Annotated in this window: 21 protein-coding genes and 2 tRNA genes; 18 read left to right on the top strand and 5 right to left on the bottom strand. The window is 30.7% G+C overall.

Translation table 11 applies throughout. The features are described from left to right. Nucleotides 1-10: 10 nt before the first annotated feature. The 3 genes from porM to ACFQ1U_RS08855 all read left to right on the top strand — a co-directional run bounded on the left by porM (nucleotide 11) and on the right by ACFQ1U_RS08855 (nucleotide 3,559). Nucleotides 11-1,543, top strand: a complete 1,533-nt coding sequence (porM, locus tag ACFQ1U_RS08865; RefSeq protein ID WP_386107436.1) for a type IX secretion system motor protein PorM/GldM — start codon at nucleotides 11-13, stop codon at nucleotides 1,541-1,543. A 21-nt stretch (nucleotides 1,544-1,564) separates the two neighbouring features. Continuing rightward, nucleotides 1,565-2,443, top strand: coding sequence for a type IX secretion system ring subunit PorN/GldN (gene porN, locus ACFQ1U_RS08860; protein WP_386107434.1), 879 nt, complete (start codon nucleotides 1,565-1,567; stop codon nucleotides 2,441-2,443). A gap of 72 nt (nucleotides 2,444-2,515) precedes the next feature. Continuing rightward, nucleotides 2,516-3,559, top strand: a complete 1,044-nt coding sequence (locus ACFQ1U_RS08855; protein ID WP_386107432.1) for an NAD(P)/FAD-dependent oxidoreductase — start codon at nucleotides 2,516-2,518, stop codon at nucleotides 3,557-3,559. Here the strand turns inward: ACFQ1U_RS08855 and ACFQ1U_RS08850 are convergent. Then, on the bottom strand, nucleotides 3,540-3,950 hold the full coding sequence (locus ACFQ1U_RS08850; protein ID WP_386107429.1) for a DUF983 domain-containing protein: 411 nt from the start codon (nucleotides 3,948-3,950) through the stop codon (nucleotides 3,540-3,542). The two genes, ACFQ1U_RS08855 and ACFQ1U_RS08850, sit on opposite strands and share 20 nt — an antisense overlap. Nucleotides 3,951-4,071: 121 nt before the next feature. On the opposite strand from ACFQ1U_RS08850, the gene ACFQ1U_RS08845 reads away from it, so the two are divergent. The 4 genes from ACFQ1U_RS08845 (at nucleotide 4,072) to ACFQ1U_RS08830 (ending at nucleotide 8,658) form a co-directional block, all read left to right on the top strand. Then, complete coding sequence (locus ACFQ1U_RS08845; RefSeq protein WP_386107427.1) at nucleotides 4,072-5,988, top strand: ABC-F family ATP-binding cassette domain-containing protein; 1,917 nt, start codon at nucleotides 4,072-4,074, stop codon at nucleotides 5,986-5,988. A gap of 380 nt (nucleotides 5,989-6,368) precedes the next feature. Beyond that, nucleotides 6,369-7,313: a 1-aminocyclopropane-1-carboxylate deaminase/D-cysteine desulfhydrase gene (locus tag ACFQ1U_RS08840; RefSeq protein ID WP_386107425.1), complete on the top strand. Its 945-nt coding sequence runs from the start codon at nucleotides 6,369-6,371 to the stop codon at nucleotides 7,311-7,313. After that, nucleotides 7,310-8,143: a glucosaminidase domain-containing protein gene (locus ACFQ1U_RS08835; protein ID WP_386107423.1), complete on the top strand. Its 834-nt coding sequence runs from the start codon at nucleotides 7,310-7,312 to the stop codon at nucleotides 8,141-8,143. The genes ACFQ1U_RS08840 and ACFQ1U_RS08835 overlap by 4 nt, the downstream gene beginning before the upstream one ends. Further along, nucleotides 8,143-8,658, top strand: coding sequence for a gamma carbonic anhydrase family protein (locus tag ACFQ1U_RS08830; RefSeq protein WP_386107421.1), 516 nt, complete (start codon nucleotides 8,143-8,145; stop codon nucleotides 8,656-8,658). The genes ACFQ1U_RS08835 and ACFQ1U_RS08830 overlap by 1 nt, the downstream gene beginning before the upstream one ends. Before the next feature lie 136 nt (nucleotides 8,659-8,794). Here the strand turns inward: ACFQ1U_RS08830 and ACFQ1U_RS08825 are convergent, their stop codons facing one another. Next, nucleotides 8,795-9,262, bottom strand: a complete 468-nt coding sequence (locus ACFQ1U_RS08825; protein WP_386107418.1) for a hypothetical protein — start codon at nucleotides 9,260-9,262, stop codon at nucleotides 8,795-8,797. A gap of 89 nt (nucleotides 9,263-9,351) precedes the next feature. Between ACFQ1U_RS08825 and ACFQ1U_RS08820 the strand changes: the two genes are divergently transcribed. Beyond that, nucleotides 9,352-10,332, top strand: a complete 981-nt coding sequence (locus ACFQ1U_RS08820; protein ID WP_386107416.1) for an endonuclease/exonuclease/phosphatase family protein — start codon at nucleotides 9,352-9,354, stop codon at nucleotides 10,330-10,332. A gap of 32 nt (nucleotides 10,333-10,364) precedes the next feature. Here ACFQ1U_RS08820 and ACFQ1U_RS08815 read toward each other — a convergent pair. Next, a tRNA-Phe gene (locus ACFQ1U_RS08815) sits at nucleotides 10,365-10,437 on the bottom strand. 59 nt (nucleotides 10,438-10,496) lie between these two features. After that, a tRNA-Phe gene (locus ACFQ1U_RS08810) sits at nucleotides 10,497-10,569 on the bottom strand. Between the two features lie 111 nt (nucleotides 10,570-10,680). Here ACFQ1U_RS08810 and ACFQ1U_RS08805 point away from each other — a divergent pair. The 8 genes from ACFQ1U_RS08805 to ACFQ1U_RS08770 all read left to right on the top strand — a co-directional run bounded on the left by ACFQ1U_RS08805 (nucleotide 10,681) and on the right by ACFQ1U_RS08770 (nucleotide 19,093). Next, nucleotides 10,681-11,412, top strand: coding sequence for a type III pantothenate kinase (locus ACFQ1U_RS08805; protein WP_386107414.1), 732 nt, complete (start codon nucleotides 10,681-10,683; stop codon nucleotides 11,410-11,412). Beyond that, nucleotides 11,405-12,676, top strand: a complete 1,272-nt coding sequence (locus ACFQ1U_RS08800) for a hypothetical protein (RefSeq protein ID WP_386107413.1) — start codon at nucleotides 11,405-11,407, stop codon at nucleotides 12,674-12,676. Before ACFQ1U_RS08805 ends, ACFQ1U_RS08800 begins: the two co-directional genes overlap by 8 nt. 13 nt (nucleotides 12,677-12,689) lie before the next feature. Next, complete coding sequence (locus ACFQ1U_RS08795; protein ID WP_386107411.1) at nucleotides 12,690-14,015, top strand: hypothetical protein; 1,326 nt, start codon at nucleotides 12,690-12,692, stop codon at nucleotides 14,013-14,015. A gap of 9 nt (nucleotides 14,016-14,024) precedes the next feature. Continuing rightward, nucleotides 14,025-14,597, top strand: coding sequence for an LPS export ABC transporter periplasmic protein LptC (gene lptC / locus ACFQ1U_RS08790; protein ID WP_386107409.1), 573 nt, complete (start codon nucleotides 14,025-14,027; stop codon nucleotides 14,595-14,597). Then, nucleotides 14,597-14,794, top strand: a complete 198-nt coding sequence (locus tag ACFQ1U_RS08785) for a hypothetical protein (protein WP_386107407.1) — start codon at nucleotides 14,597-14,599, stop codon at nucleotides 14,792-14,794. Before lptC ends, ACFQ1U_RS08785 begins: the two co-directional genes overlap by 1 nt. Continuing rightward, complete coding sequence (locus ACFQ1U_RS08780; RefSeq protein ID WP_386107405.1) at nucleotides 14,794-16,086, top strand: hemolysin family protein; 1,293 nt, start codon at nucleotides 14,794-14,796, stop codon at nucleotides 16,084-16,086. The genes ACFQ1U_RS08785 and ACFQ1U_RS08780 overlap by 1 nt, the downstream gene beginning before the upstream one ends. 105 nt (nucleotides 16,087-16,191) lie before the next feature. Beyond that, nucleotides 16,192-18,324 (top strand): peptidylprolyl isomerase, encoded by a 2,133-nt coding sequence (locus tag ACFQ1U_RS08775; protein WP_386107402.1) that lies wholly within the window; start codon nucleotides 16,192-16,194, stop codon nucleotides 18,322-18,324. Nucleotides 18,325-18,529: 205 nt separating this feature from the next. After that, nucleotides 18,530-19,093: a hypothetical protein gene (locus ACFQ1U_RS08770; RefSeq protein ID WP_386107400.1), complete on the top strand. Its 564-nt coding sequence runs from the start codon at nucleotides 18,530-18,532 to the stop codon at nucleotides 19,091-19,093. Between the two features lie 53 nt (nucleotides 19,094-19,146). Here the strand turns inward: ACFQ1U_RS08770 and lpdA are convergent, their stop codons facing one another. After that, nucleotides 19,147-20,547: a dihydrolipoyl dehydrogenase gene (gene lpdA, locus ACFQ1U_RS08765; RefSeq protein ID WP_386107398.1), complete on the bottom strand. Its 1,401-nt coding sequence runs from the start codon at nucleotides 20,545-20,547 to the stop codon at nucleotides 19,147-19,149. A gap of 98 nt (nucleotides 20,548-20,645) precedes the next feature. On the opposite strand from lpdA, the gene ACFQ1U_RS08760 reads away from it, so the two are divergent. Together ACFQ1U_RS08760 and ACFQ1U_RS08755 are read left to right on the top strand one after the other, a co-directional pair. Then, the gene (locus ACFQ1U_RS08760; protein ID WP_386107396.1) at nucleotides 20,646-21,095 is read left to right on the top strand and encodes a heme-binding domain-containing protein; all 450 of its coding nucleotides are present in this window, start codon (nucleotides 20,646-20,648) and stop codon (nucleotides 21,093-21,095) included. Between the two features lies 1 nt (nucleotide 21,096). Continuing rightward, nucleotides 21,097-22,329, top strand: coding sequence for a glycosyltransferase family 4 protein (locus tag ACFQ1U_RS08755; protein ID WP_386107394.1), 1,233 nt, complete (start codon nucleotides 21,097-21,099; stop codon nucleotides 22,327-22,329). The last annotated feature ends 9 nt before the right edge of the window (nucleotides 22,330-22,338 follow it).

Here is a 22,338-nt window from a genome sequence, read left to right as displayed (position 1 = left end):
AATTAATAGTATGGCAGGAGGTAAACAGTCACCAAGGCAGAAGATGATTAACTTAATGTACCTTGTATTCCTTGCAATGATGGCAATGAGTATGGGTAAAGAAGTTTTAGCTGCCTTTGGTTTAATGAATGAAAAGCTTATAGATGCTAATCAAAGAGCAACTGAGCAAAACCAAAAAGCTTATCAAAGTTTAGCGTTAAAAGCTGCAGAGCAAGCTAAGCAATATGGTGAAGCAAAAGAGAAAACAGATGCTTTAAAAGTTAAAGCAAATGAATTATATGCATACGTAGATGATTTAAAGTCTAAAATGACTGCGGATGTAGAGGACAAGAATGATTATCAAGTAATGGATAAATCAGACTTCTTAGATTCATATTTCTTTGAAGGTGGCACTATTACTGCAAAAGGAAAAGAATTTGTTTCTAAGATTGATGAATTCAGAAAATCTGCATTAGAGATTTTAGGAGAATCTGATATAGCTTCAGTAGTAAAATCTCGTTTCGATACAGATCCTGTAACAAATAGAGAAGGTTTACAGTTAAACTGGTTAAATTATAACTACGAAGGGTTTCCTTTAATTGCTTCATTAACTAAGTTAACTCAAATTCAAGCAGATGTTAAAGCAACAGAATCAGATGCTTTATCAACTTTATTAAGAGGAGAGTTAGAAAGTGCAGTTTCTATGACTAACTACGATGCAATGGTAGTTTTTGATAAAAATGCATACTATCCTGGTGAACAATTATCTGGTAAGATTGTATTAGGTAAAAATGACCCTAATTTAACAGCTGAAAAAGTTGTAATTAATGGTAAAGATTGGCCAGAAGATAAAATTAAAGCAGGACAAGTTATATTAGATGGTGCTGCTGGTGGAGTAGGTGATAGATCTATTGAAGGTAGTTTTTTCTTTAAAGAAAATGATTCTTTAGTTGAAATTCCAATCAAAGGTGGTTATTCGGTTATCCCACGTCCTAACGAAGCAGTAATTTCTGCAGATAAAATGAATGTTGTATACCGTGGTTTATCTAACCCAATTACAATTTCTATGCCTGGAGTTCCTTCAAATAAGGTTTCAGCTTCTGCAAAAGGATTACGTAGAGTTAAAGGAGATAGTTACATGATGACTCCAGGAGGAGGAAATGAAGTGACTATAAACGTTACTGGAACTTTACCTGATGGTAAAAAAGTAACTTCAAGAAAGAAATTTAGAGTAAAGGATATTCCACCAGCTGTAGGTATGGTTAGAGGTCAGTATGGTACTGTTCCTATGCCTAAGTCTAGTGCAGGAAAAACAAGAATTGCAGCAGGTTTGCCAGATTTCTTATTTGATTTAAAATTAAACGTATCAAGTTTTAAGATAAAAGTACCAGGTCAGGTAGCAATTCCATGTTCAGGTACAACTTTAAATGCTAGAGCTAAAAAAGCTTTACAAAAAGCTAGAAGAGGAGACGATGTAACAATTTTTGATATTAAAGCATCTGTGTCTGGCTCTAATTATAAAATTAAAAAGGTATTACCTGTAGTAATTAACATTACTAATTAATAGTAAATTAAAAAGAATAGTATGAATTGGAAGCGTTTTTATGTGGTTATTATAGCTCTAGCTACTACTGGAGTAGTGAATGCTCAAGCCAACCTTTTAAATGCTAAAAAGGTAGAAGAATTGGGTAAAAAGACTCAAGCAGAAATTGACTCTGACGATGATAAGCCATTACCATATGGTTATATTAGCGATAGAGACGTGCTTTGGTCTAAAGTGGTGTGGGAATATGTAGATTTAAACCAGAAAATTAATTTACCATACTATTATCCAGTTGATACTGCTAGTGCATTAAGTACACGTAGATCTTTATTTGATACTTTAATGAAAGGTATTAAAAACGGAGATATTACAGAAGTGTATGAAGACTCTTACTTTACTACCAAAATCGGTTACGATGAAGTTAAACAGATGACTGTTAACGAGCGTGAAATTGATGGTGGTGTAGAGCAAGGAGGATACGTTGATGTATATAATGTAAAAGCTCAAGATATTAAAGGATACTTGATAAAGGGTATTTGGTATTTTGATAAGCGTGGTGGAGAATTGAAATACCGTATGCTTGCTATTGCACCAATGGGTCCAGATGTACAAGTAATGGGAGTCGCAGAAATTGATGATTCTGATGAAGTTTTTGAATTGTTCTGGGTATTTTTCCCAGATGCACGTGAAACACTTCATGCATCTAAAGTTTTTAATCCTAAAAACTCTGCACATCCAATATCTTATGATAACTTGTTAAATGCACGTAGATTCAATTCTACTATTGTTAAAGAAGAAAACCTTTACGGTGACCGTAAAATTGAAGATTATGTTCGTGGGAATTCATTATTCCAGTTACTTGAAGCGGACAGAATTAAAGAAGGAATACGTAACCGTGAAATGGATATGTGGAATTATTAATTCTACAAATAATATTATTACAAAAGGACTCTATTTTAGAGTCCTTTTTTTATTAATATGTATTTTTGCAGCATGAATGTAGATTATATTGTGGTTGGTTTAGGTTTGGCCGGATTGGCTTTTGTAGAAGAGTTAATTAATCAAAATAAATCATTTATAGTTTTTGAAGATGCTTCACAAACTTCTTCTTTAGTTGCAGGTGGAATGTACAATCCTGTTATTTTAAAAAGATTTACTCCAGTTTGGAATGGTCATGAGCAACTTCAGCTTGCACTTCCTTTTTACAAGAAATTAGAAGATAAATTTAATACACAATTTGATTTTAAGTTCACAACAAAAAAAATGTTCACTTCAGTTGGAGATGAAAATAATTGGTTTATAGCTTCAGATAAGCCCGTTTTAGCTCATTATATGCTGCCTAATGTAAAAAAGGATGTTATACCAGGTGTAATTGGAGAATACGGTTATGGTGAGCTAACAGGAACTGGAAGAGTAGACACAGATTTACTATTACAAACCTACAGAAGTTATTTAACAGAAAGAAATGAGTTAATTACAAATTCTTTTGATTATTCTTTGTTGAATATTGAAGCCAATTATTATGAATATAATAGTATCAAAGCTCAAAGAATTGTTTTTAGTGAAGGGTATGGTTTGTCAAAAAATCCATTTTTTAACTATTTACCATTAAACGGAACAAAAGGAGAGCTTATTACTATTCATGCACCAGGTTTAGATATTGATTTTTTGTTAAAATCAACACTATTTGTTTTTCCACTTGGAAATAACTTTTTTAGAGTTGGAGCAACTTTTAATTGGACAGATAAAACGGGTACTCCTACCGAAGAAGGAAAACAAGAATTAATAGAAAAACTAGAAAAGGTAATTAATGTACCTTACCAAATAATTAAGCAATCCGCAGGTATTCGCCCAACCGTTAAAGATAGAAGACCATTAGTAGGTGAACATCCAACACATAAAAACATGTATGTTTTAAATGGTTTAGGAACAAGAGGGGTGATGATTGCTCCAACCGTTGCTAAACAGTTATTTAATACTATTGAAAATAATATTCCATTAGATGATGAAATAAATATTACTCGTTTTGAAGAGTAGATTTTTCAGAAGTATTTGAATATTTCTCATCATAACTAACAAAAATATTAATCCATATAATTCTTGACAATCGTAATGTAACTGGACCAAGAATTAAAGATATAATTACAATGCTAATAAAGCTGTGTAAAATACTCATGCCTAAAAAAACTTTAGCTATTATGAATATGGCTATAAAAAGCGCAACTGCTAAAGCATAGTTTACATACATGGCTCCAAAGAAAAAAGAAGGTTCCATCATGTATTTTAAGTTACAATTAGGGCAGTTATCTTCAATTACAGCAACTTTTTTAGGGTTATAAGAAAGTTTGTGTTTATAAAAAGCACCTTCATGACATCTTGGGCATTTATAATTCAAAATACTGTATAATTTATTTCCTTTTTTAAACATAGTTTTTTAGTTAAAAATATTAGGTTAAGTGTGTGTTTTGTAAGTTTGTGCAAATTTCATCAAAAAATAGATATTTCTGGGTAACAACTGTTACAAAAGAAATAAATAATAACATAGTTTTATGCTTAATGTACATAATGTAGGAGTTAGTTTTATGGGGTCTGATTTGTTTTCGGGCATTACTTTTAAATTGAATAAAGGCGATAGTGTTGGTTTAATTGGTAAGAATGGTGCCGGAAAGTCTACATTACTAAAAGTCTTATCAAAAGATATAGAGCCTAGTACTGGAGATTTAGCTTTTGATAAAGACATTAAAATTGGATTTTTACGTCAGGATATTGATTTTGTTCAAGGAAGAACTATTTTAGAAGAAGCCTATCAAGCTTTTGAGGAAATTAAAGAAATAGAACAACAATTAACAGTAATAAACCAACAACTAGCAGAAAGGACAGATTATGAAAGTGAAAGTTATAATCAATTAATTATTGATTTGAACGAACTCACAGAACGTTATGAATTATTAGGAGGTTATAATTACCAAGGAAATACCGAGAAAATTTTACAAGGACTAGGTTTTCAAAGAGATGATTTTGACAAATTAACAGATACTTTTTCTGGAGGCTGGAGAATGCGTATAGAATTGGCAAAATTATTATTACAAAACAATGATATTTTACTATTAGATGAGCCTACCAACCACTTAGATATTGAATCGATTATTTGGTTAGAAGGTTTCTTAAAAAATTATTCAGGAGCAATAGTTTTGGTATCTCATGATAAAATGTTTTTAGATAATGTTACCAATAGAACCATTGAAATATCATTAGGTCAAATTTACGATTATAAAAAGCCTTACTCAGAGTTTTTAAAATTACGTGCTGAAATAAAAGAGAAACAACTTCAAACTCAAAAAAATCAACAAAAAGAGATTGAGCATACAGAAAAGTTGATAGAAAAGTTTAGAGCTAAGGCAAGTAAAGCTGCCATGGCACAATCATTAATAAAAAAACTTGAAAAAGTTGAACGTATAGAAGTAGACCAAGACGACAATGCGGTAATGAATGTTCGTTTTCAAGTATCTAAAGAGCCTGGAAAAATTGTCGTTGAAGCAGAAAAAGCTTGCAAAAGTTACGGCGATAAACATGTGTTAGAAAATGTAGATATGATGATTGAACGTAACGCCAAAGTTGCGTTTGTAGGTCAAAACGGACAAGGAAAATCCACCTTAGCTAAAATGATGGTTGGTGAAATACCATATACCGGAAGTATAAAATTAGGACATAATGTAGAAGTAGGATACTTTGCTCAAAATCAATCTGAATACTTACCGCAGGAAAAAACAGTATTAGAAATCATGGAAGATGCTGCAAATGATTCTAATCGAGCACGAGTACGAGATTTATTGGGGGCTTTTTTATTTAGTGGAGAATCTGTAGATAAAAAAGCAAAAGTATTATCGGGAGGTGAAAGAAACCGTTTAGCTTTATGTAAGTTATTATTATCGCCATTTAACGTGTTGATAATGGATGAGCCTACTAACCACCTAGATATTGCTTCTAAAAACGTTTTAAAACAAGCATTACAAAATTTTGATGGTACTTTAATTGTGGTTTCCCACGATCGTGATTTTTTACAAGGTTTAGTAAATAAAGTTTATGGTTTTAAAGACAAAGAAATTAAAGAGTATTTAGGAGGTATTGATTTCTTTTTAGAGCAACATCAAATAGAAAGCTTACGTGAAGCCGAAAAAAGAACTGTTGTAAAATCAGGTAATGATACCACTAAAAAAGAAGCTTATAAACTATCAAAAGAACAAGAAAAAGAGCTGAAAAAATTAAAAAATAAATCTTCAAAAATAGAAAAGCAAATAGCCGATCTAGAAGAAAAAATAACCAAAATTGATTTAGAATTAGCTCAGAATTATGAAGAAGTATCTTCTAAACCTAACTTTTTTGAAAACTATAAAGCTAAAAAAAGTGAATTAGATAATTTAATGTTAGCTTGGGAAGAAGTAGAGGAGCAAATAGCTAGTTTTTAGGGTTTATGAGTAATTATTAGACTAATTTTCAAAGAAAATTTATTTTTTAGGTGTAAAAGTCCATTCATTTAGTTTTCCTGATATTAAATAATAGAGCCAAATTATAACGCTATAAATAACTGCTGTATAGATTTTTAATTCTGTTACATTTTCATTTTTAATAAATGAAAAAGCTATACTTATTGACACACTAATAAAACAAGCAAGAAACAGAAATAATATTTTGTTAATTATGTTTTTCATAATAATCAAGTTTAACTTCTGGTTTATGAATTTCAATTCTCGATTGGGTTTAAGTTTATTATCCAAATATATTGAAATAAATTAGTCATTTAATCAAATATATTTTTACATAATTAAAACAAATGGTTTTTCAGATCATGAATTTTTTTACTCAAACAATACCAACTCAAAATCAACAAATACATCTTCCTTTATTAAAAGATAAAGAAATAGAATTGTGGATTAAAAGAGAAGATAAAATTCACGAATTTGTATCCGGAAATAAGTTTAGAAAGTTAAAGTACAATATAGCTTTAGCAAAAGAAAGTAAAAGTAATACTGTAATTACTTTTGGAGGAGCATACTCCAATCATATCGTAGCAACAGCAGTTGCAGGAAACATGAGTAATATTGATACTGTTGGGATTATTAGGGGAGAAGAATTAGCTAATCAGTTTGATAATTTACTTAAAAACAATCCAACAATTCAAAAAGCTCATGAAAACGGAATGAAGTTTGAATTTATTTCTAGAGCACAATATAAAGAGAAGTCAAGTAAAGCTTTTACGTCTTATTTATTAAACAAATACCCAAATGCTTATATTGTTCCAGAAGGAGGTACTAATGATGAAGCAATTAAAGGTTGTGAAGAAATCTTGACACAACAAGATCAAAATTTCAATTATATTTGTGTGCCTGTTGGTACAGGAGGAACAATTTCGGGGTTGATTAATACTGCAAAATTTAATCAAAAAATAATTGGCTTTCCTGCGTTAAAAGGTGATTTTTTAAATGATGATATTCAAAAGTTAACAACAGTAAAAAATAATTGGAGTATAAATACAGACTATCATTTTGGGGGTTATGCAAAATACAATAGCGATTTAATTCGTTTTATTAACGAGTTTTATCAAAAAACAAGCATTGCTTTAGATCCGGTTTATACAAGTAAAATGCTATATGGAATTATAGATATGATTGGTAAAAATTATTTTAATAAAGGAACCAAAATATTAGCAATTCATACGGGAGGTTTACAAGGAATTAAAGGGTTTAATTCAATGTTACAAAAAAAGAATTTAGAGATAATTAAGGTTTCATGAAGTTAAGAATATTCTTATTAATTGGTTTAGCAATAACAGCCGCAAGTTGTGGATCAAAAAAAGTAGTGACTACAACACCAAGAACAAAAACAGTAGTTGTAAAAGACAATCCTATTCCGTTAAATAAAACAAAATTACCAGTTTTAACACCCGAAAAAAGAACGGCTAAAACTACTATAAATAACACGCAAGATTATGTAAATAAATTTGCTCCAATTGCTATTAGAGAAATGCATAAGTATAAAATACCAGCAAGTATTACGTTAGCACAAGGTATTTTAGAGTCTGGAAGTGGAAGAAGTCCATTAGCAATTAGATCTAATAATCATTTTGGTATTAAATGCCATAAAGGATGGAAAGGTAAAAGTGTTACTCATGACGATGATGAAATAGCAGAATGTTTCAGAAAGTATAAGTATCCAGAAACATCTTATGAAGACCATTCTCAATTTTTAACCTCAAGAAAAAGATATGCTGGTCTATTTAGATTAAAAACTACCGATTATAAGAATTGGGCTTATGGCTTAAAAAAAGCGGGTTATGCTACGGACAGAAAATATCCGGTTAAACTAATCAGTTTAATAAGAAAATATAATTTACATCAGTATGATTATGTAACACCTAAGCAATTAGAGTTAGGAGCCTATGGTAAAGTTCCAACAGAAACAAGATCGGAGTCTACAGCTCAAAAAAATTATCATACTGTGGTAAAAGGCGATACGTTGTATTCAATTGCTAGAAAATACAATACAAGTGTAGCTTCAATAAAAAAAGCCAACGGTTTACGAAGTAATACTATAAGTATAGGACAACAATTAAAAGTTAACTAATGCCAGTAATTTTACCAGTAAAAGATAAATACCCACAAATTCCTACAGATTGTTTTTTGGCACCAAATGCAACCATAGTGGGTGATGTAAGTATGGGAGCCAACTGTAGTATTTGGTTTAATGCAGTTGTAAGAGGTGATGTTCATTTTATAAAAATGGGAAATCAGGTAAATATTCAAGATGGTGCTGTTATTCATGCTACTTATCAAAAATCACCCACAACAATTGGTAACAATGTATCTATTGGCCATAATGCTATAGTTCATGGTTGTACAATTCATGATAATGTTTTAGTTGGTATGGGAAGTATTATTATGGATGATTGTATAGTGGAAAGCAATACCATAATTGCCGCCGGAGCTGTAGTTACTAAAAATACCGTTGTTAAAAGTGGAAGCATTTATGCGGGAGTTCCTGCTAAAAAAGTAAAAGATATTTCACAGGAATTAATATCTGGAGAAATAGATAGAATAGCTAATAATTATGTAGAATATTCAAGTTGGTTTAAAAAATAAGTATTTTGGGCGTTCCCTTCGGTGCGGGCTTTTCGCGTTACACGGTAACTTGCTGCAATCCCTAACGCAAAAACCGTAACACATAAAAGCATTACGGTTTTTAAAAATCAAAATATTAATCAACCAATTAAATCTATTATTCTTGATCAGGTGCATCATGATGTGAACGCTGATGCTTTTTGTGTTTTCCTTTTTTCATTCTTTTTTTCTTACCATGCTCTTTTCTAGCCTGCATTTTTTCAAAACGTTCATATTGTTGATTATTTAAAATACGCTTCATTTCTTTTTTAAAAGCAATTTTTTGATCCAACATTTTGTTTTTGATGTCAAATTGTTCATTTAAGCTTGGTTTTTCATTGTTTTCCCTCGCTTTTTTTCTTTGTTCATGTAATTGCTTTTTAAAAGCATATTTTTCAGCTAGTATAGGTTTTATTTTAGCTTGTTGATCTTGCGATAAATCTAATTGTAAAGTCATTTTTTTTACAGCAAGTTCTGTTTGTTGTGCTACGGTAAATTTTTCTTTGTGGTCTTTCTTTTTTTTCTGTGCTTGTGTAGAGAAAATTACTCCGGTAATTAAAACTACTAAGGTTATAATTTTTTTCATGCTTTAGGAATTATGATATTTATACTTAAGACCTTCTTAATTTAAAAAGGTTTAAATTTGGTAAAAGCTTTAACACTATTTTATCAATTATGAAAAAACTATTCAAGTTTATACTATTTACTACTTTACTGGTAATGATATTAGTAGTAATATTCTTTTTTTGGGCATCTTCACCAACTTTATCTTCTAGAGCGTATAGCGAGTTAAAAGAATATGAAACAAGTCAAATAAATGAAAATGACAGTGTTTTTAAAGTAGTAACCTACAATATTGGCTATTTAAGTGGAATGACTAATAATAGGGCTGTAATAAAGCCCAAAAAGTTATTTGATGATAATTTAAACCTGGTTATATCAGAATTTAAAAAAGAAAATCCATCTATAATTGCATTTCAAGAAATTGATTATGATGCTAATAGGTCTTTTAATGTAAATCAAGAAAAAGAAATTAGCCAAAGTTTAGGCTATCAGTATGCAGCAAACTCAATTAATTGGGATGAAACCTATTTGCCATTTCCATATTGGCCACCAAGCGTTCATTTTGGTAAAGTTTTATCTGGGCAATCGGTTATAAGTAAATGTCCAATTATATCACAAGAAAGAGTTGTTTTAGAGCGTGTAAAAGAGAATCCTTTTTACAGGGAAGCTTTTTATTTAGAAAGGTTAGCACAAGTTGTAAAAATGTTAATTAACAAACAAGAAGTGGTTTTAATTAATGTCCATTTAGAAGCGTTTAATTCAACAACAAGAAGAAATCAGTATAAAAAAGTAGTATCAATTTTTAAAAAATATGCAAAAGAGTATCCAACAATATTGTTAGGAGACTTCAATTCAGAAGCAAGAAATAAAAAAGGAGCTATTCAAGAACTTTTATCAGATAAAGATGTTGGATGTGCTGCTTTTAATTTAGAAGAAATTAAAAACACGTTTAATAGCATTCAGCCAGATAAAAGAATAGATTATATTTTTTTTACAAAAAATACGATACAGTATTTAGAAGGAGATGTTTTAGAGAGGTTTGGAGAGGCTTCAGATCATTTACCTGTAGCAATGAGCTTTAAATTAAAATAAAAAAAACCGAACATTTGTTCGGTTTTTTTATGTGGTGCCTCCAGGAATCGAACCAGGGACACAAGGATTTTCAGTCCTTTGCTCTACCAACTGAGCTAAGGCACCAGCTGTAATCAAAAGCGCTTGGTAAAATTAAGCTCGTAATAAACTACGAGCTTAATTTGTGGTGCCTCCAGGAATCGAACCAGGGACACAAGGATTTTCAGTCCTTTGCTCTACCAACTGAGCTAAGGCACCAATTAGCTGCTTTTGTTTAGCGGATGCAAATATACAATCGTTTTTTAATTTTACAAAGTAATTACTTTAAAAAAATGTATTGTAAATTTACACACTTCATAAAATTAAAGAATGAATTTAATATTAGATGTAGGGAATACAAGAGTTAAACTAGCTGTTTTTAAGGAGGATACTTTAATGGAACAGGAGGTTTTTGATAAGGAGGAAATTGTATCTGAGGTTCAAAAAAAATGTAATAAAAATAAAATTTCAGGAGCTATTATCTCTTCCGTAGCAAAATTATCAGATGATAAAATCAAAAAAATAGAAGAAATTGTACCGTTGGTAATATTAAATCATGCTACAAAAATCCCTTTTGTAAATAAATATGCTACTCCAACTACTTTAGGAGTAGATAGAATAGCGTTGGCTGCTGCTGCAGTAGTAAAATATCCTAAACAAAATGTTTTAGTTATAGACGCAGGTACATGTATAACTTTTGATTTTATAAATGAAAAAGGAGAGTTTTTAGGCGGGGCAATTTCACCAGGTTTAAAAATGAGGTACGAAGCGCTTCACAATTATACAGCTAAACTTCCTTTGTTATCAGCAGAGATACCAAAAAATTTTATTGGAGACACTACCGTAAGCGCAATTCACTCAGGAGTAGTTAACGGTTTGTGCAATGAAATAAAAGGAATAATTCATCAGTATCAACAAGAATTTTACAATTTAACAGTAGTTTTAACAGGAGGAGATACAAATTTCTTGGCTAAACAATTAAAAAATGGCATATTTGCCCATCCAAATTTTGTTTTGGAGGGATTACAAACAATTTTGAATTATAATACAACGAATGATTAATAGACTTCTTGTAGCCTTTTTAGTGCTTACAACAGTAAGCTTGTCAGCGCAAAGAAACAACTCGTCACCATATTCTTTTTTTGGGATAGGTGAAAACTTCAAGCCTAAAACTGTTGAGCAAGCTTCAATGGGAGGAATTGGAGTAGCTATGAAAGAAAACCAATACTTAAACTTTATAAATCCTGCTGCAACGGCAGATATCCGTGTTTCAACTTATGGTTTAGGAGGTTTAGTTTCTTTTTTAACCTTAAAAGAAGCTGATGCATCACAATCTGGTAACACAACAAGTTTACAATATATAGCTTTAGGTTTTCCTATCGGTAAAAAAGCTGGTTTTTCTGCTGGTTTACAACCCTCAACTACTGTTGGATATTCTTTAATTAATGAGATGTTAGATGTAGATGGTGAAATTACTGAAATTACCAGAAATTCTGGAAACGGTGGTACTACAAGATTGTACGGAAGCTTTGGAATGTATGTTTTTGATGGTTTTTCATTAGGTATTGAAGCAGCTTATACGTTTGGTACTATTGAAAGAGAAGTATTAAACCAAAGAGCCAATGTAGCTCTAGCTACTAAATATTACGAAGAAACAACTATTCGTGGCGGAGAAGTTAAATTAGGTGCACAGTATAAAACCAAACTTAAAAAAGGTTTAGAGTTAAGTACAGGAGCTGCAATTAAATTTTCTAACGAATTAAATCAAACAGGTAATAAAAGCTTATACAGTTTATCTTTTAGTAATAGCGGATTTGAAATTCCTAGAGATACTGTTTACAGCGACCCTTATAAAGGAACCTTTAAAAACCCTATACAAACAATTATCGGATTTGGTTTAGGTAAGCAAAATAAATGGTATGTGGGCTTAAATTCAGAATTCCAACAAGCATTTCAAGATACTTCAAACAGTGCCAACTATGCTTTTGAAAACTCAATTAGAACATCTATTGGTGGGTATTATATTCCTAAAATAAATTCAATATCTAGCTATTGGGATAGAGTTACATATAGAGCTGGATTACGTATTGAAAATACTGGTTTATTAATCAGAAATGGAAATAATTATGAGCCAATAAATGACTTTGGCATAAATGTTGGTTTAGGGTTACCATTGCCAAAACAACTATCTAATTTAAATTTAGGTTTTGAATACGGGCAAAGAGGAACAACCAACAATAATTTAATTAAAGAAAACTATTTTAATGTTCGATTAAGTTTATCTTTAAACGATATTAATTGGTTTAAAAAGAGAGAAATAGATTAACGAAAACTGATATATGATGAAACAACTTACGTATGTAATAGCAAGTTTATTTTTGTTTGTAGGTGTTAACAATATTAACGCACAAGCAAGTCAAGATTGTACTATTAAGTATAATTTATTAAAAGGAGATGTTAAAACTAAAAAGTATGCTGAAGCAAAAAAGAATTTACACCCTTTAATGGCAAACTGTCCAACATTATCAGTTAATATCTATAAGTATGGTGCTATTGCCGCTGAGAAGACTAAAGATCATGCACTAGTTACTAAAGTTTATGAAACAAGGTTAGCAAACTTTCCAAATAAAGATGCTGCAAAAGCACATAGTGATTATGCAGATTATTTAATTAAAAATAATTTATCTACAGATGATGAAATTTTTGCAATTTTAGAAAAAGCATATAAAATTTCTCCTAAAGATATGAGTGTAAAAAATATTTACAGATATTTCCAAGGAGTAACTGATAGATATAAAGATACTGACCCGCAAAGAGTTTTTAATGCGTATGATGATGTAATGGAGTCTGTTGAAGAAAAGTTAGATGATTACACTAAAAAATTAGCACCGTTACAAGCTAAAGAAGAAGCAGGAACTTTAGATGCCAAAGAAACAAGAAAATTAAAAGCTTACACTATTAACTCTAAAGCGTTAGGTAAAGTTGAAAGTGGTTTAGATAATATGATTTCTGAAATAGCAACTTGTGAAAGATTAATACCTATTTACTCTAGAGATTTTGAAGCTAATAAAACAGATGGAGTATGGTTAAAAAGAGCTGTGTCTAGAATGTATAACAAAGGTTGTCAAACAGATCCTTTATTTGAAAAGTTAGCTACAGCTTATGCAGATGTAACTCAATCTGCAGATGCTTATAACTTTTTAGCAGGAGTTTTAGATAAAAATGGAGACGCTAATGGTGCTGCTCAAATGAGAGAAAAAGCATTTAACTTAGAAACAGATCCGTTTAAAAAGGCTAAATTGAAATTAATTGCAGCGCAAGAATCTAGAGATAGAGGTAGGTTAAGTAAAGCAAGAAGTTTAGCTTATGAAGCTTTAAAATACAATCCTAACTTAGGTAAAGCATATTTATTAATAGGAGCAATGTATGCACAGAGTGCTAACTCATGTGGTAGTGATGAATTTGAAAAGCGTATGGTTTATGTAGCTGCATTAAACATGGCTTACAAGGCTCAAAGAGTAGATCCTAGCTCAAACGCAGGAAGATACATTAAAAATTATAAAGGTAATGTACCATCTAAAAAGTTGATTTTTACCAAAGGTGTTGCTTCTGGTAGCTCTCATAAAATTGGATGTTGGATTGGTGAAACAGTTCGTGTACCATAATCTATTTACATGAATAGTTTTTCAAGAAATACTATAATTAACATTGCTGTCATTAGTTTGATAGCAATGTTTTTTTCTTGTACTAATAATACACAAAAGGTTCGAGATTTTTTAGCAGATAAAAATATGCCAATAGGGATATCTAAAAATGCTTACCATGTTTACAAAGATTCTGGGCGAATAACTTCTCGATTAAAAACACCTCTTTTACACGATTTTTCTAATAGGAAAGAACATCCTTATAAAGAGTTTCCAAAAGGAATATTAATAACTACCATTAGTGATAATGGTTTAGATTCTACAACTGTTTCTGGAAACTACGCTATAACCTATGACAATACTGCGATATCTGAAATAAAAGGAAATGTAGTGGTGTTTAATCATAAAGACAAGATAAAACTTGAAACCAATCAACTTTTCTGGGATCAAAAAGAAGCCTATTATTTTACAGAAGATGGTTTTAGATTAACTACACCAAAAGACACTATTAATGGTTACGGTTTTGAATCTAGTCAAGATTTAAAAAAATGGATAGCTAAAGATATTACAGGTGATATAGAGGCAGATCAAAACGAATTATAATGAATAAATTTTGGAAATATGTACAGTATGGCTATGTTGTTGTAGCTGTAGTGTTACTAATAGATGCAATACTAAACTGGAATACTAATAGAGGACAATCTTATTTTAGTATTGGTTTTGCTATTTTTATGTTGTTAGTTTTCTTATTTAAACGTAATTTTAGAAGAAAATTAGAGCAAAGAAATAAGCAACGTTAATGACTGTAGACTTAATTATAATTTTTATATCTATTTTATTTTCAGCCTTCTTTTCAGGTATGGAGATAGCGTTTGTATCGGCAAACAAATTACACATAGAATTAGAGAAAAAGAAAGAAGGTTTTCTTCCAAAGATTCTTTCAAAAATAACAGAGAAGTCATCTAAATTTATTACCACCATGCTAGTCGGTAATAATATTGCTTTGGTTATTTACAGTTATTTTATGGGAGAGGTGTTAATGACTTGGTTTCAGTCTTTCTTACCTACCAATTATACGTTAATTAATTATTTATTAAATGATATTCAGTTAATAACCCAAACATTAATTTCTACACTTTTAATTTTAGTTACTGCTGAATTTTTACCTAAAGCAATTTTTAGAATCTACGCTAACGAAGCATTAAAATTGTTTTCGCTACCAGCATATTTCTTCTTTGTTTTATTTTATTTCATAACAGAGTTTATCAATAAAATTTCTGACTTCTTTTTACATATCTTATTTAGAGCAAGAGAAGATGAAGTTCAAACAGAGTTTAGTAAAGAAGAATTAGGAAACTATATTTCGGAACAATTAGATTCTGGTAATGATGATGATATCATGGATTCTGAGATACAAATATTTCAAAACGCACTGGAGTTTAATAAAGTTAAGGCACGTGAAATTATGGTGCCAAGAACAGAAATTCTAGCGGTTGAAGTACATGAAACGGTAGCCAATCTTAAAAATTTATTTATAGAAAGCGGATATTCTAAAATACTAGTCTATAAAAGTTCATTAGATGATATTTTGGGATATGTAAATGCATTTGAGTTGTTTAAAAGGCCTAAATCAATCAAATCCATTCTGTTGCCAGTTGAAATAGTACCAGAATCAATGATGATTAATGACGTTTTAAACAGTTTAATGAAAAAAAGAAAAAGTATTGCCGTAGTTGTTGATGAATACGGAGGTACATCAGGTATTATTACTGTTGAAGATGTTGTAGAAGAATTATTTGGTGAAATAGAAGATGAGCATGATAGTCAAGAGTTATTAGAAGAACAAATTAGCGAATCTGAATATCATTTTTCTGCACGTTTAGAAGTTGATTATGTTAATGAAGAATATGGATTAAACATACCTAAAGAAGATGCATATGAAACTTTAGGAGGCTTCATAATAAACCATACAGAAAATATTCCTGAGCAAGGGGAAGAGTTGGTTATAGACAATTTTCATATCAAAATAACCAATGTAAGTTCTACAAAAATAGATTCAATTTATTTTTCTTTAGATCCTAATGAAGATTAAAACACTTCACATATCTATTAAACAAGCTGTAAAACAGCCAAAAAAACATTGCATTATTAAATGTGAAATTGTATTTTCGCACACTGTTAATAAAATAAATCACATATGGCAATTTTATCGAAAATTAGAGAACGTTCTTTGTTCTTAATTCTTGTAATAGGTTTAGCGCTATTTGCGTTTGTATTAGATCCATCTACTTTAACCGACTTTTTTAGCGCAAGTAAAGTAAACGAAGTAGGAGAAGTAAACGGAGAATCAATCTCGCGCCAAGAGTTTGCAGAAGCTTTAGAAAACTATAAAGCTCAAACAGGAAATCAACTGTCTGAAATGCAAGCTGCAAAAAATGTATGGAATAATTTATTAAGACAAAAAATATATGAAACTCAGTTAGCAGAAGCAGGTATTACTGTGGGTGAAACTGATATCATGAATGCTTTATACGAAGCACCATCTGTACAAAATGATCCAAGATTCCAAACTTCAGGAATTTTTGATAAAGATAAGTTGAAAGAACACTTAGCTACAATTAAGGCAGATAACAATACTGAGTGGAGTGCTTGGCAAAACTATATGGCCTCATTAAAGAGTAACCTACAAAAAACAGCTTATGATAATTTAGTGGCTGCAGGTTTAGGGGCATCTTTAAAAGAAGGAGAAGCTCAATACTTTACAGAAAATACAAAAGTATCTGGAAACTTTGTTTATGTTCCTTTTACATCTGTTGCTGATAGCTTAGTTCAAGTAAAGAAAAGTGAAATTGAAAGTTACATTAATAACCATGCTAACGAATATCAAGTTGAAGCATCTAGAGACGTTAAATACGTGAAATTTGATATTACAGCTACTCCAGAAGATGAAGAAGCAATTAAAACTGAGGTTGCAAAGTTATTAGAAGATAGAGAAGAGTATAGTAATGTTACCAAAGGTAATATTACCGTTAAAGGTTTAAAGTCGGTTACAGATTATAAAACGTTTTTAGATGAAAACAAATCAGACTTACCATTAAACGAAAGCTTACAATTTAAAGTTCAAGTTCCTCAAACTATTGCAGAAGATATTTTCAATGCAAAAGAAGGAGATGTTTTTGGGCCATACAAAGACAACGGATACTTTAAAATTTCTAAAGTAACTAACATTACACGTGTACCAGATTCAGTAAAAGCTAAACATATTTTAATACCATTTGTGGGGTCTCGTTCAGCTAGTGCAGAAACTACGTTAACTGAAGATCAGGCAAAAGCACAAGCTGATAGCTTACTAGCTGTTGTTAAGGCTAACAAATCTAAGTTTGCAGAGTTAGCTAAAGAATTATCTGCTGATAAATCAAATGCTGAAAAAGGTGGTGATTTAGGTTGGTTTACCTATAACACAATGGTACCTGAGTTTAGAGATTTTGCTTTTGAAAGTGATAAAAATGAAATGGGTGTTGTTAAAACAGCTTTTGGTTTCCATATAATTCATGTTGAAGATCAAAAGAATTACCAAAATGCAGTTAAGTTAGCTACATTTGCTCGTAAAATAGAAGCTTCAGAAGCTACAGAAAATAAAATTTTCCAAGATGCTGAGACTTTTGCGCAAGGTTTATCTAACGGAGGAGATATTGATGCTTTAGCTAAAGAAAGTAATGTAAGTGTTTTACCAGCTGTAGGTTTAAAAGTTTTAGATGAAAATGTACCTGGTTTAGGAAATGAAAGACAACTTATTTCTTGGGCTTTTGGAAGTGATGTTGAAATAGGAGATTTCAAAAGATTTGATGTAAATGGAGGATACGTTGTAGCTACTGTTACAGATAAAACAGCTAAAGGATTAATGCCAGTTGACAAAGCAATTAGTAAAGTTCGTCCTATTATAGCAAACCAAAAGAAAGCAGAGATTATTAAAGGTAAGTTAACAGGTAGCACACTTGAAGAAATAGCGTCAGCAACTAAACAAACTGTAAGAACAGCTTCTGATGTAAACTTACAGTCTCCAACAATTACTGGTGTAGGTTTTGAACCAAAAGTAGTTGGAGCGATGTTAAATGCTAAAGAAAATGAGTTGTTTAACAAAGTAGTGGGTGATAGAGGTGTATTTGCTTTTGTAGTTACTAAAAAAGAATTACCAACAAAATTACCTAACTATGATTCTTACAGAAAAAGAATCGCTAACCAAAGAAAAAATCAGACTTTCATGATGTATGAGGCAATTAAAAAAGCCGCTAAAGTAGAAGACAATGTTGGTTCTTTTTATGGTTTATAATTTTAATTCAATTTAAATGATAAAAATCCGAGTATCAATACTCGGATTTTTTTATGCATAAAATCAAACAATCCATTTATAAAGAGAATCAATGTGTATTTTTAATTAAACAATATCTTATTGTTAATTTTGTATTTAAAATCTTAAATTAAATGATAATATTTGATTTAAATGGGTTTTTATTGTTGATTTAATAATTTAGGTTTTGAATGCAGTTTTTATTTACGGTAAACAATACAAAAGAGAGTTGCTATTACCTCACAAAGAAGTAGTGAGACTTCAAAACTTTCTTAAATCCACTACAGGTAATGATGTGCTAATTCTCAATACAAACTTGGGGGTAGAAATCTATTATGAATGTATTGTAGATTGTTCAGAAATGATTGTTAGTTCATTTTTGTTACATATCTCAAAAATTGATAAGAATCGTAATAATTTTAGAATTGTTACTATAAAATCTGATAAAGAAATTTTAAATAGAGCTGAGTTAATATTTTCTAAACTAGTTATGATGCCTATTATTTTTAAGAGTTATACAAAAAGTACCTGCTGTCAATTAAATAAGAGTTATGAGACAAATAAACTACTTACAAACAAATTGTTTGTATTATGGAAACAGGTTTTACAGCAGCAATTAACACGTAAGTTACACTATGGAAAAACTAAAGAGTTTTTAGACAATTTACATGATTTATATTTAGAAAATTCATGCAAAACAGCTATAAAATCACTAATAATAAAAGCAATGAGTAGTGTAAGGTATAATTAATAAAAAAGCGGCTGTATAAGCCGCTTTTTTAATTTAATAAGATATCATGTATCTTAACTATTTAAAGGTTTTCCATCCCATGCTGCTTTAGCCGCTTCTTTAACAGCTTCTGAGTATGTAGGATGACCATGACAAATACGAGCAATGTCTTCAGCAGAAGCTCTATATTCCATAGCAACAGCCATTTCCATAATTAAATCTGCTACACGAGCACCTACCATGTGTACTCCTAAAATTTCATCAGTATTTTTATCAGCTAACACTTTAACAAAACCATCAATATCTCCACTGGCTCTAGATCTACCTAAAGCACGCATTGGAAATTTACCAGCTTTATATTCAATTTTAGCATCTTTTAATTCTTGTTCTGTTTTTCCAACAGCAGCAACTTCAGGCCAAGTATACACAATACCTGGAATTAAGTTGTAATCAATGTGTGGTTTTTCTCCAGCTAAATGCTCCGCTACTACTACACCTTCTTCTTCAGCTTTGTGAGCTAACATTGCACCTCTTACAACATCACCAATAGCATAAATATTACTTACATTAGTTTGTAAATGATCATTAACGTCAATTTGACCTCTTTCATTTACTTTAACACCTGCATTTTCTAATCCTAAACCTTCTGTATAAGGTTTACGTCCTACAGATACTAAACAATAATCACCTGTAAAAGTTACTTCTTCTCCTTTTTTGTTAGTTGCTTTAACAATTACTTCTTCACCGTTTCTTTCAACAGAAGTAACACCATGACTAACATTAAATTTCATTCCTTGTTTCTTTAAAACTTTTTGAAGTTCTTTAGAAACATCTTTATCCATTGTTGGAGTAATGCTTGGAGCGTATTCAATCACGCTAACTTCTGCTCCTAAACGCTTATACACAGAGCCTAATTCTAATCCAATTACTCCACCACCAATTACTAATAAATGTTTTGGAACTTCTTTTAATTTTAAAGCTTCTGTAGAGGTGATAACACGCTCTTTATCTATAGAAATAAAAGGTAAAGTAGATGGTTTAGAACCAGTTGCTATAATAATATTTTCACCTTCAATTACTTCAGAAGAACCATCGTTTTTGGTAACTTTTACATGAGTAGCATCTTCAAAAGAACCTAAACCTTCGTAAACATCAATATTGTTTTTGTCCATTAAAAACTTGATACCGCCAGTAGTTTGCTCCACTACTTTAGCTTTACGATCTACCATTTTGCCAAAGTCAAAAGTTGGATTTTCAACAGAAATTCCATGCTCTTCAAAATGGTGAACAGCATCATAGTAGTGGTGTGAACTGTCTAATAATGCTTTTGAAGGAATACAACCAACATTTAAGCATGTACCACCTAATGTTGCGTATTTTTCTATAATTGCTACTTTTTTACCTAATTGTGAAGCTCTAATCGCAGCAATGTAACCACCAGGACCAGAACCTATAACGATGATATCGTATTTCATTTTTTAATATGATTTTTTCATTACAAAAGTACAATTATTTACCTTAAAAAAACAATCAAGATTATTTACTATTTTTGAGCAACTAACAAAGAACAATTATGAGCAAATTTGAAAAATTAGCCTTAGCGATAGTCGCTATTTTAATAACGGTACAATTTATTCAGCCAGAAAAAAATCAAGGTAATTATGACTTAAAACCCTTTTTAGCTGAAACTACTCCAAGTAATGAGGTGAAAAGAATGTTATTTAACGCTTGTTTTGATTGTCATTCTAACAACACCCAGTATCCTTGGTATTTCCAAATAACTCCGCTTAATTTTAGAATAGCACACCATATTGAAGAAGGAAAAGAACATTTAAATTTTTCTGATTGGAATAGTTATAATAAAGACCAAAAAGAACATGCTTTAGAAGAGGTGATTGAAGTTATGGAAGAGCATGAAATGCCTTTAAAAACATACACTTGGTTACATAAAGAAGCTAAATTAACAGAGGCTCAGGTTACACAAATTATTGATTGGGCGAGAGCAGCAAAAGCACAACAATAGCTTGAAATCTGTTTTAATTATAGGTTTTGTTTGGTTAGAAAAAACAACGGGAGCAGGTAATAGAATGTTTCAGTTGATAGAAACTTTTTTAGCCCAGAATTACGAGATAACATTTGCTTCAGCCGCGCAAAAAACAGTATATTCTATTGATTTATCAAATCTTGGAATTAATGAAAGACCAATTACATTAAATTCGGATTGTTTTGATGATTTTGTAAAAAACTTACAGCCAGATTTTGTTGTTTTTGATAGATTTATGACGGAAGAGCAATTTGGATGGCGAGTTTCAGAATACTGCCCTAATGCTATCCGAATTCTAGATACTGAAGATTTTCATGCATTACGAAAAACAAGGCAGGAAATAATTAAAAAAGAGGAAAAATTTGAGTTAAATCATTTATTAGAAAGTGATATAGCTAAAAGAGAAATAGCCTCTATTTTACGTAGTGATATCAGTTTAATTGTATCTTCTTTTGAAATGAAAATTTTAAAAGAGTTTTTTAAGATTGATGAAAATTTGGTATTTCATTTACCATTTATGTTGTCAAGTATAAATGATGAAATAAAATTAAATTGGGCATCATATGAAGAAAGAGAACACTTTGTGTTTGTAGGAAACTTTTTTCATCAACCAAATGTAGATACAGTTTTACAGTTAAAAAAGCTATGGAAACTTATAAGGAAGCAATTACCTAAAACTGAAGTTCATATATACGGAGCTTATGTTTCACAACAAATACATCAATTACACAAACCAGAAGAAGGATTTATTATTAAAGGTTTTGCTGAGGACGCTTTAGAAGTTGTGAAAAAAGCGCGTGTAGTTTTAGCACCAATCCGATTTGGCGCAGGAATTAAAGGAAAGCTTACTGAAGCTATGCTTTGTGGAACACCAAGTGTAACCACTTCACTAGGTGCAGAAGGAATGCATGAAGATTTACCTTGGAATGGTTTTGTTGAGGATGATTGGAATAATTTTGTTGATAAAGCTGTTGAGTTGTATTCCAATAAAACCATTTGGACAGCATGTCAAAAAAACGGAATTGAGATCATCAATCAGTTATATGATAAAGAAAGATTAAGAAAGACTTTTATTGAAAGAATTGAATCAACACAACAAAACCTAACTGAACATAGAAAACAAAACTTTTTAGGTAGTTTGTTACAACATCAAACATTGCAAGCCACAAAATATATGAGCAAATGGATTGAGGAAAAAAATAAAAAACAGTAATAGTAATTA

The organism is Tenacibaculum geojense, from assembly GCF_042676005.1.
GTDB classification, from domain to species: domain Bacteria; phylum Bacteroidota; class Bacteroidia; order Flavobacteriales; family Flavobacteriaceae; genus Polaribacter; species Polaribacter geojense.
Note: the sequence above shows the minus strand (reverse complement) of the source record. Positions and strands in the feature narration are given on the sequence as shown.

Bases quoted from the DNA above. Each gene is read 5' to 3' on its own strand.
- ACFQ1U_RS08850 (WP_386107429.1), bottom strand. From the start codon at position 3,950: ATGTTTAAAAAAGGAAATAAATTATACAGTATTTTGAATTATAAATGC.
- ACFQ1U_RS08780 (WP_386107405.1), top strand. From the start codon at position 14,794: ATGACTGTAGACTTAATTATAATTTTTATATCTATTTTATTTTCAGCC.
- porM (WP_386107436.1), top strand. From the start codon at position 11: ATGGCAGGAGGTAAACAGTCACCAAGGCAGAAGATGATTAACTTAATG.
- ACFQ1U_RS08830 (WP_386107421.1), top strand. From the start codon at position 8,143: ATGCCAGTAATTTTACCAGTAAAAGATAAATACCCACAAATTCCTACA.
- lptC (WP_386107409.1), top strand. From the start codon at position 14,025: ATGAATAGTTTTTCAAGAAATACTATAATTAACATTGCTGTCATTAGT.
- ACFQ1U_RS08835 (WP_386107423.1), top strand. From the start codon at position 7,310: ATGAAGTTAAGAATATTCTTATTAATTGGTTTAGCAATAACAGCCGCA.
- ACFQ1U_RS08800 (WP_386107413.1), top strand. From the start codon at position 11,405: ATGATTAATAGACTTCTTGTAGCCTTTTTAGTGCTTACAACAGTAAGC.
- ACFQ1U_RS08805 (WP_386107414.1), top strand. From the start codon at position 10,681: ATGAATTTAATATTAGATGTAGGGAATACAAGAGTTAAACTAGCTGTT.
- lpdA (WP_386107398.1), bottom strand. From the start codon at position 20,547: ATGAAATACGATATCATCGTTATAGGTTCTGGTCCTGGTGGTTACATT.
- ACFQ1U_RS08825 (WP_386107418.1), bottom strand. From the start codon at position 9,262: ATGAAAAAAATTATAACCTTAGTAGTTTTAATTACCGGAGTAATTTTC.
- ACFQ1U_RS08760 (WP_386107396.1), top strand. From the start codon at position 20,646: ATGAGCAAATTTGAAAAATTAGCCTTAGCGATAGTCGCTATTTTAATA.
- ACFQ1U_RS08775 (WP_386107402.1), top strand. From the start codon at position 16,192: ATGGCAATTTTATCGAAAATTAGAGAACGTTCTTTGTTCTTAATTCTT.
- ACFQ1U_RS08855 (WP_386107432.1), top strand. From the start codon at position 2,516: ATGAATGTAGATTATATTGTGGTTGGTTTAGGTTTGGCCGGATTGGCT.
- porN (WP_386107434.1), top strand. From the start codon at position 1,565: ATGAATTGGAAGCGTTTTTATGTGGTTATTATAGCTCTAGCTACTACT.
- ACFQ1U_RS08785 (WP_386107407.1), top strand. From the start codon at position 14,597: ATGAATAAATTTTGGAAATATGTACAGTATGGCTATGTTGTTGTAGCT.
- ACFQ1U_RS08845 (WP_386107427.1), top strand. From the start codon at position 4,072: ATGCTTAATGTACATAATGTAGGAGTTAGTTTTATGGGGTCTGATTTG.
- ACFQ1U_RS08820 (WP_386107416.1), top strand. From the start codon at position 9,352: ATGAAAAAACTATTCAAGTTTATACTATTTACTACTTTACTGGTAATG.
- ACFQ1U_RS08840 (WP_386107425.1), top strand. From the start codon at position 6,369: ATGAATTTTTTTACTCAAACAATACCAACTCAAAATCAACAAATACAT.
- ACFQ1U_RS08795 (WP_386107411.1), top strand. From the start codon at position 12,690: ATGATGAAACAACTTACGTATGTAATAGCAAGTTTATTTTTGTTTGTA.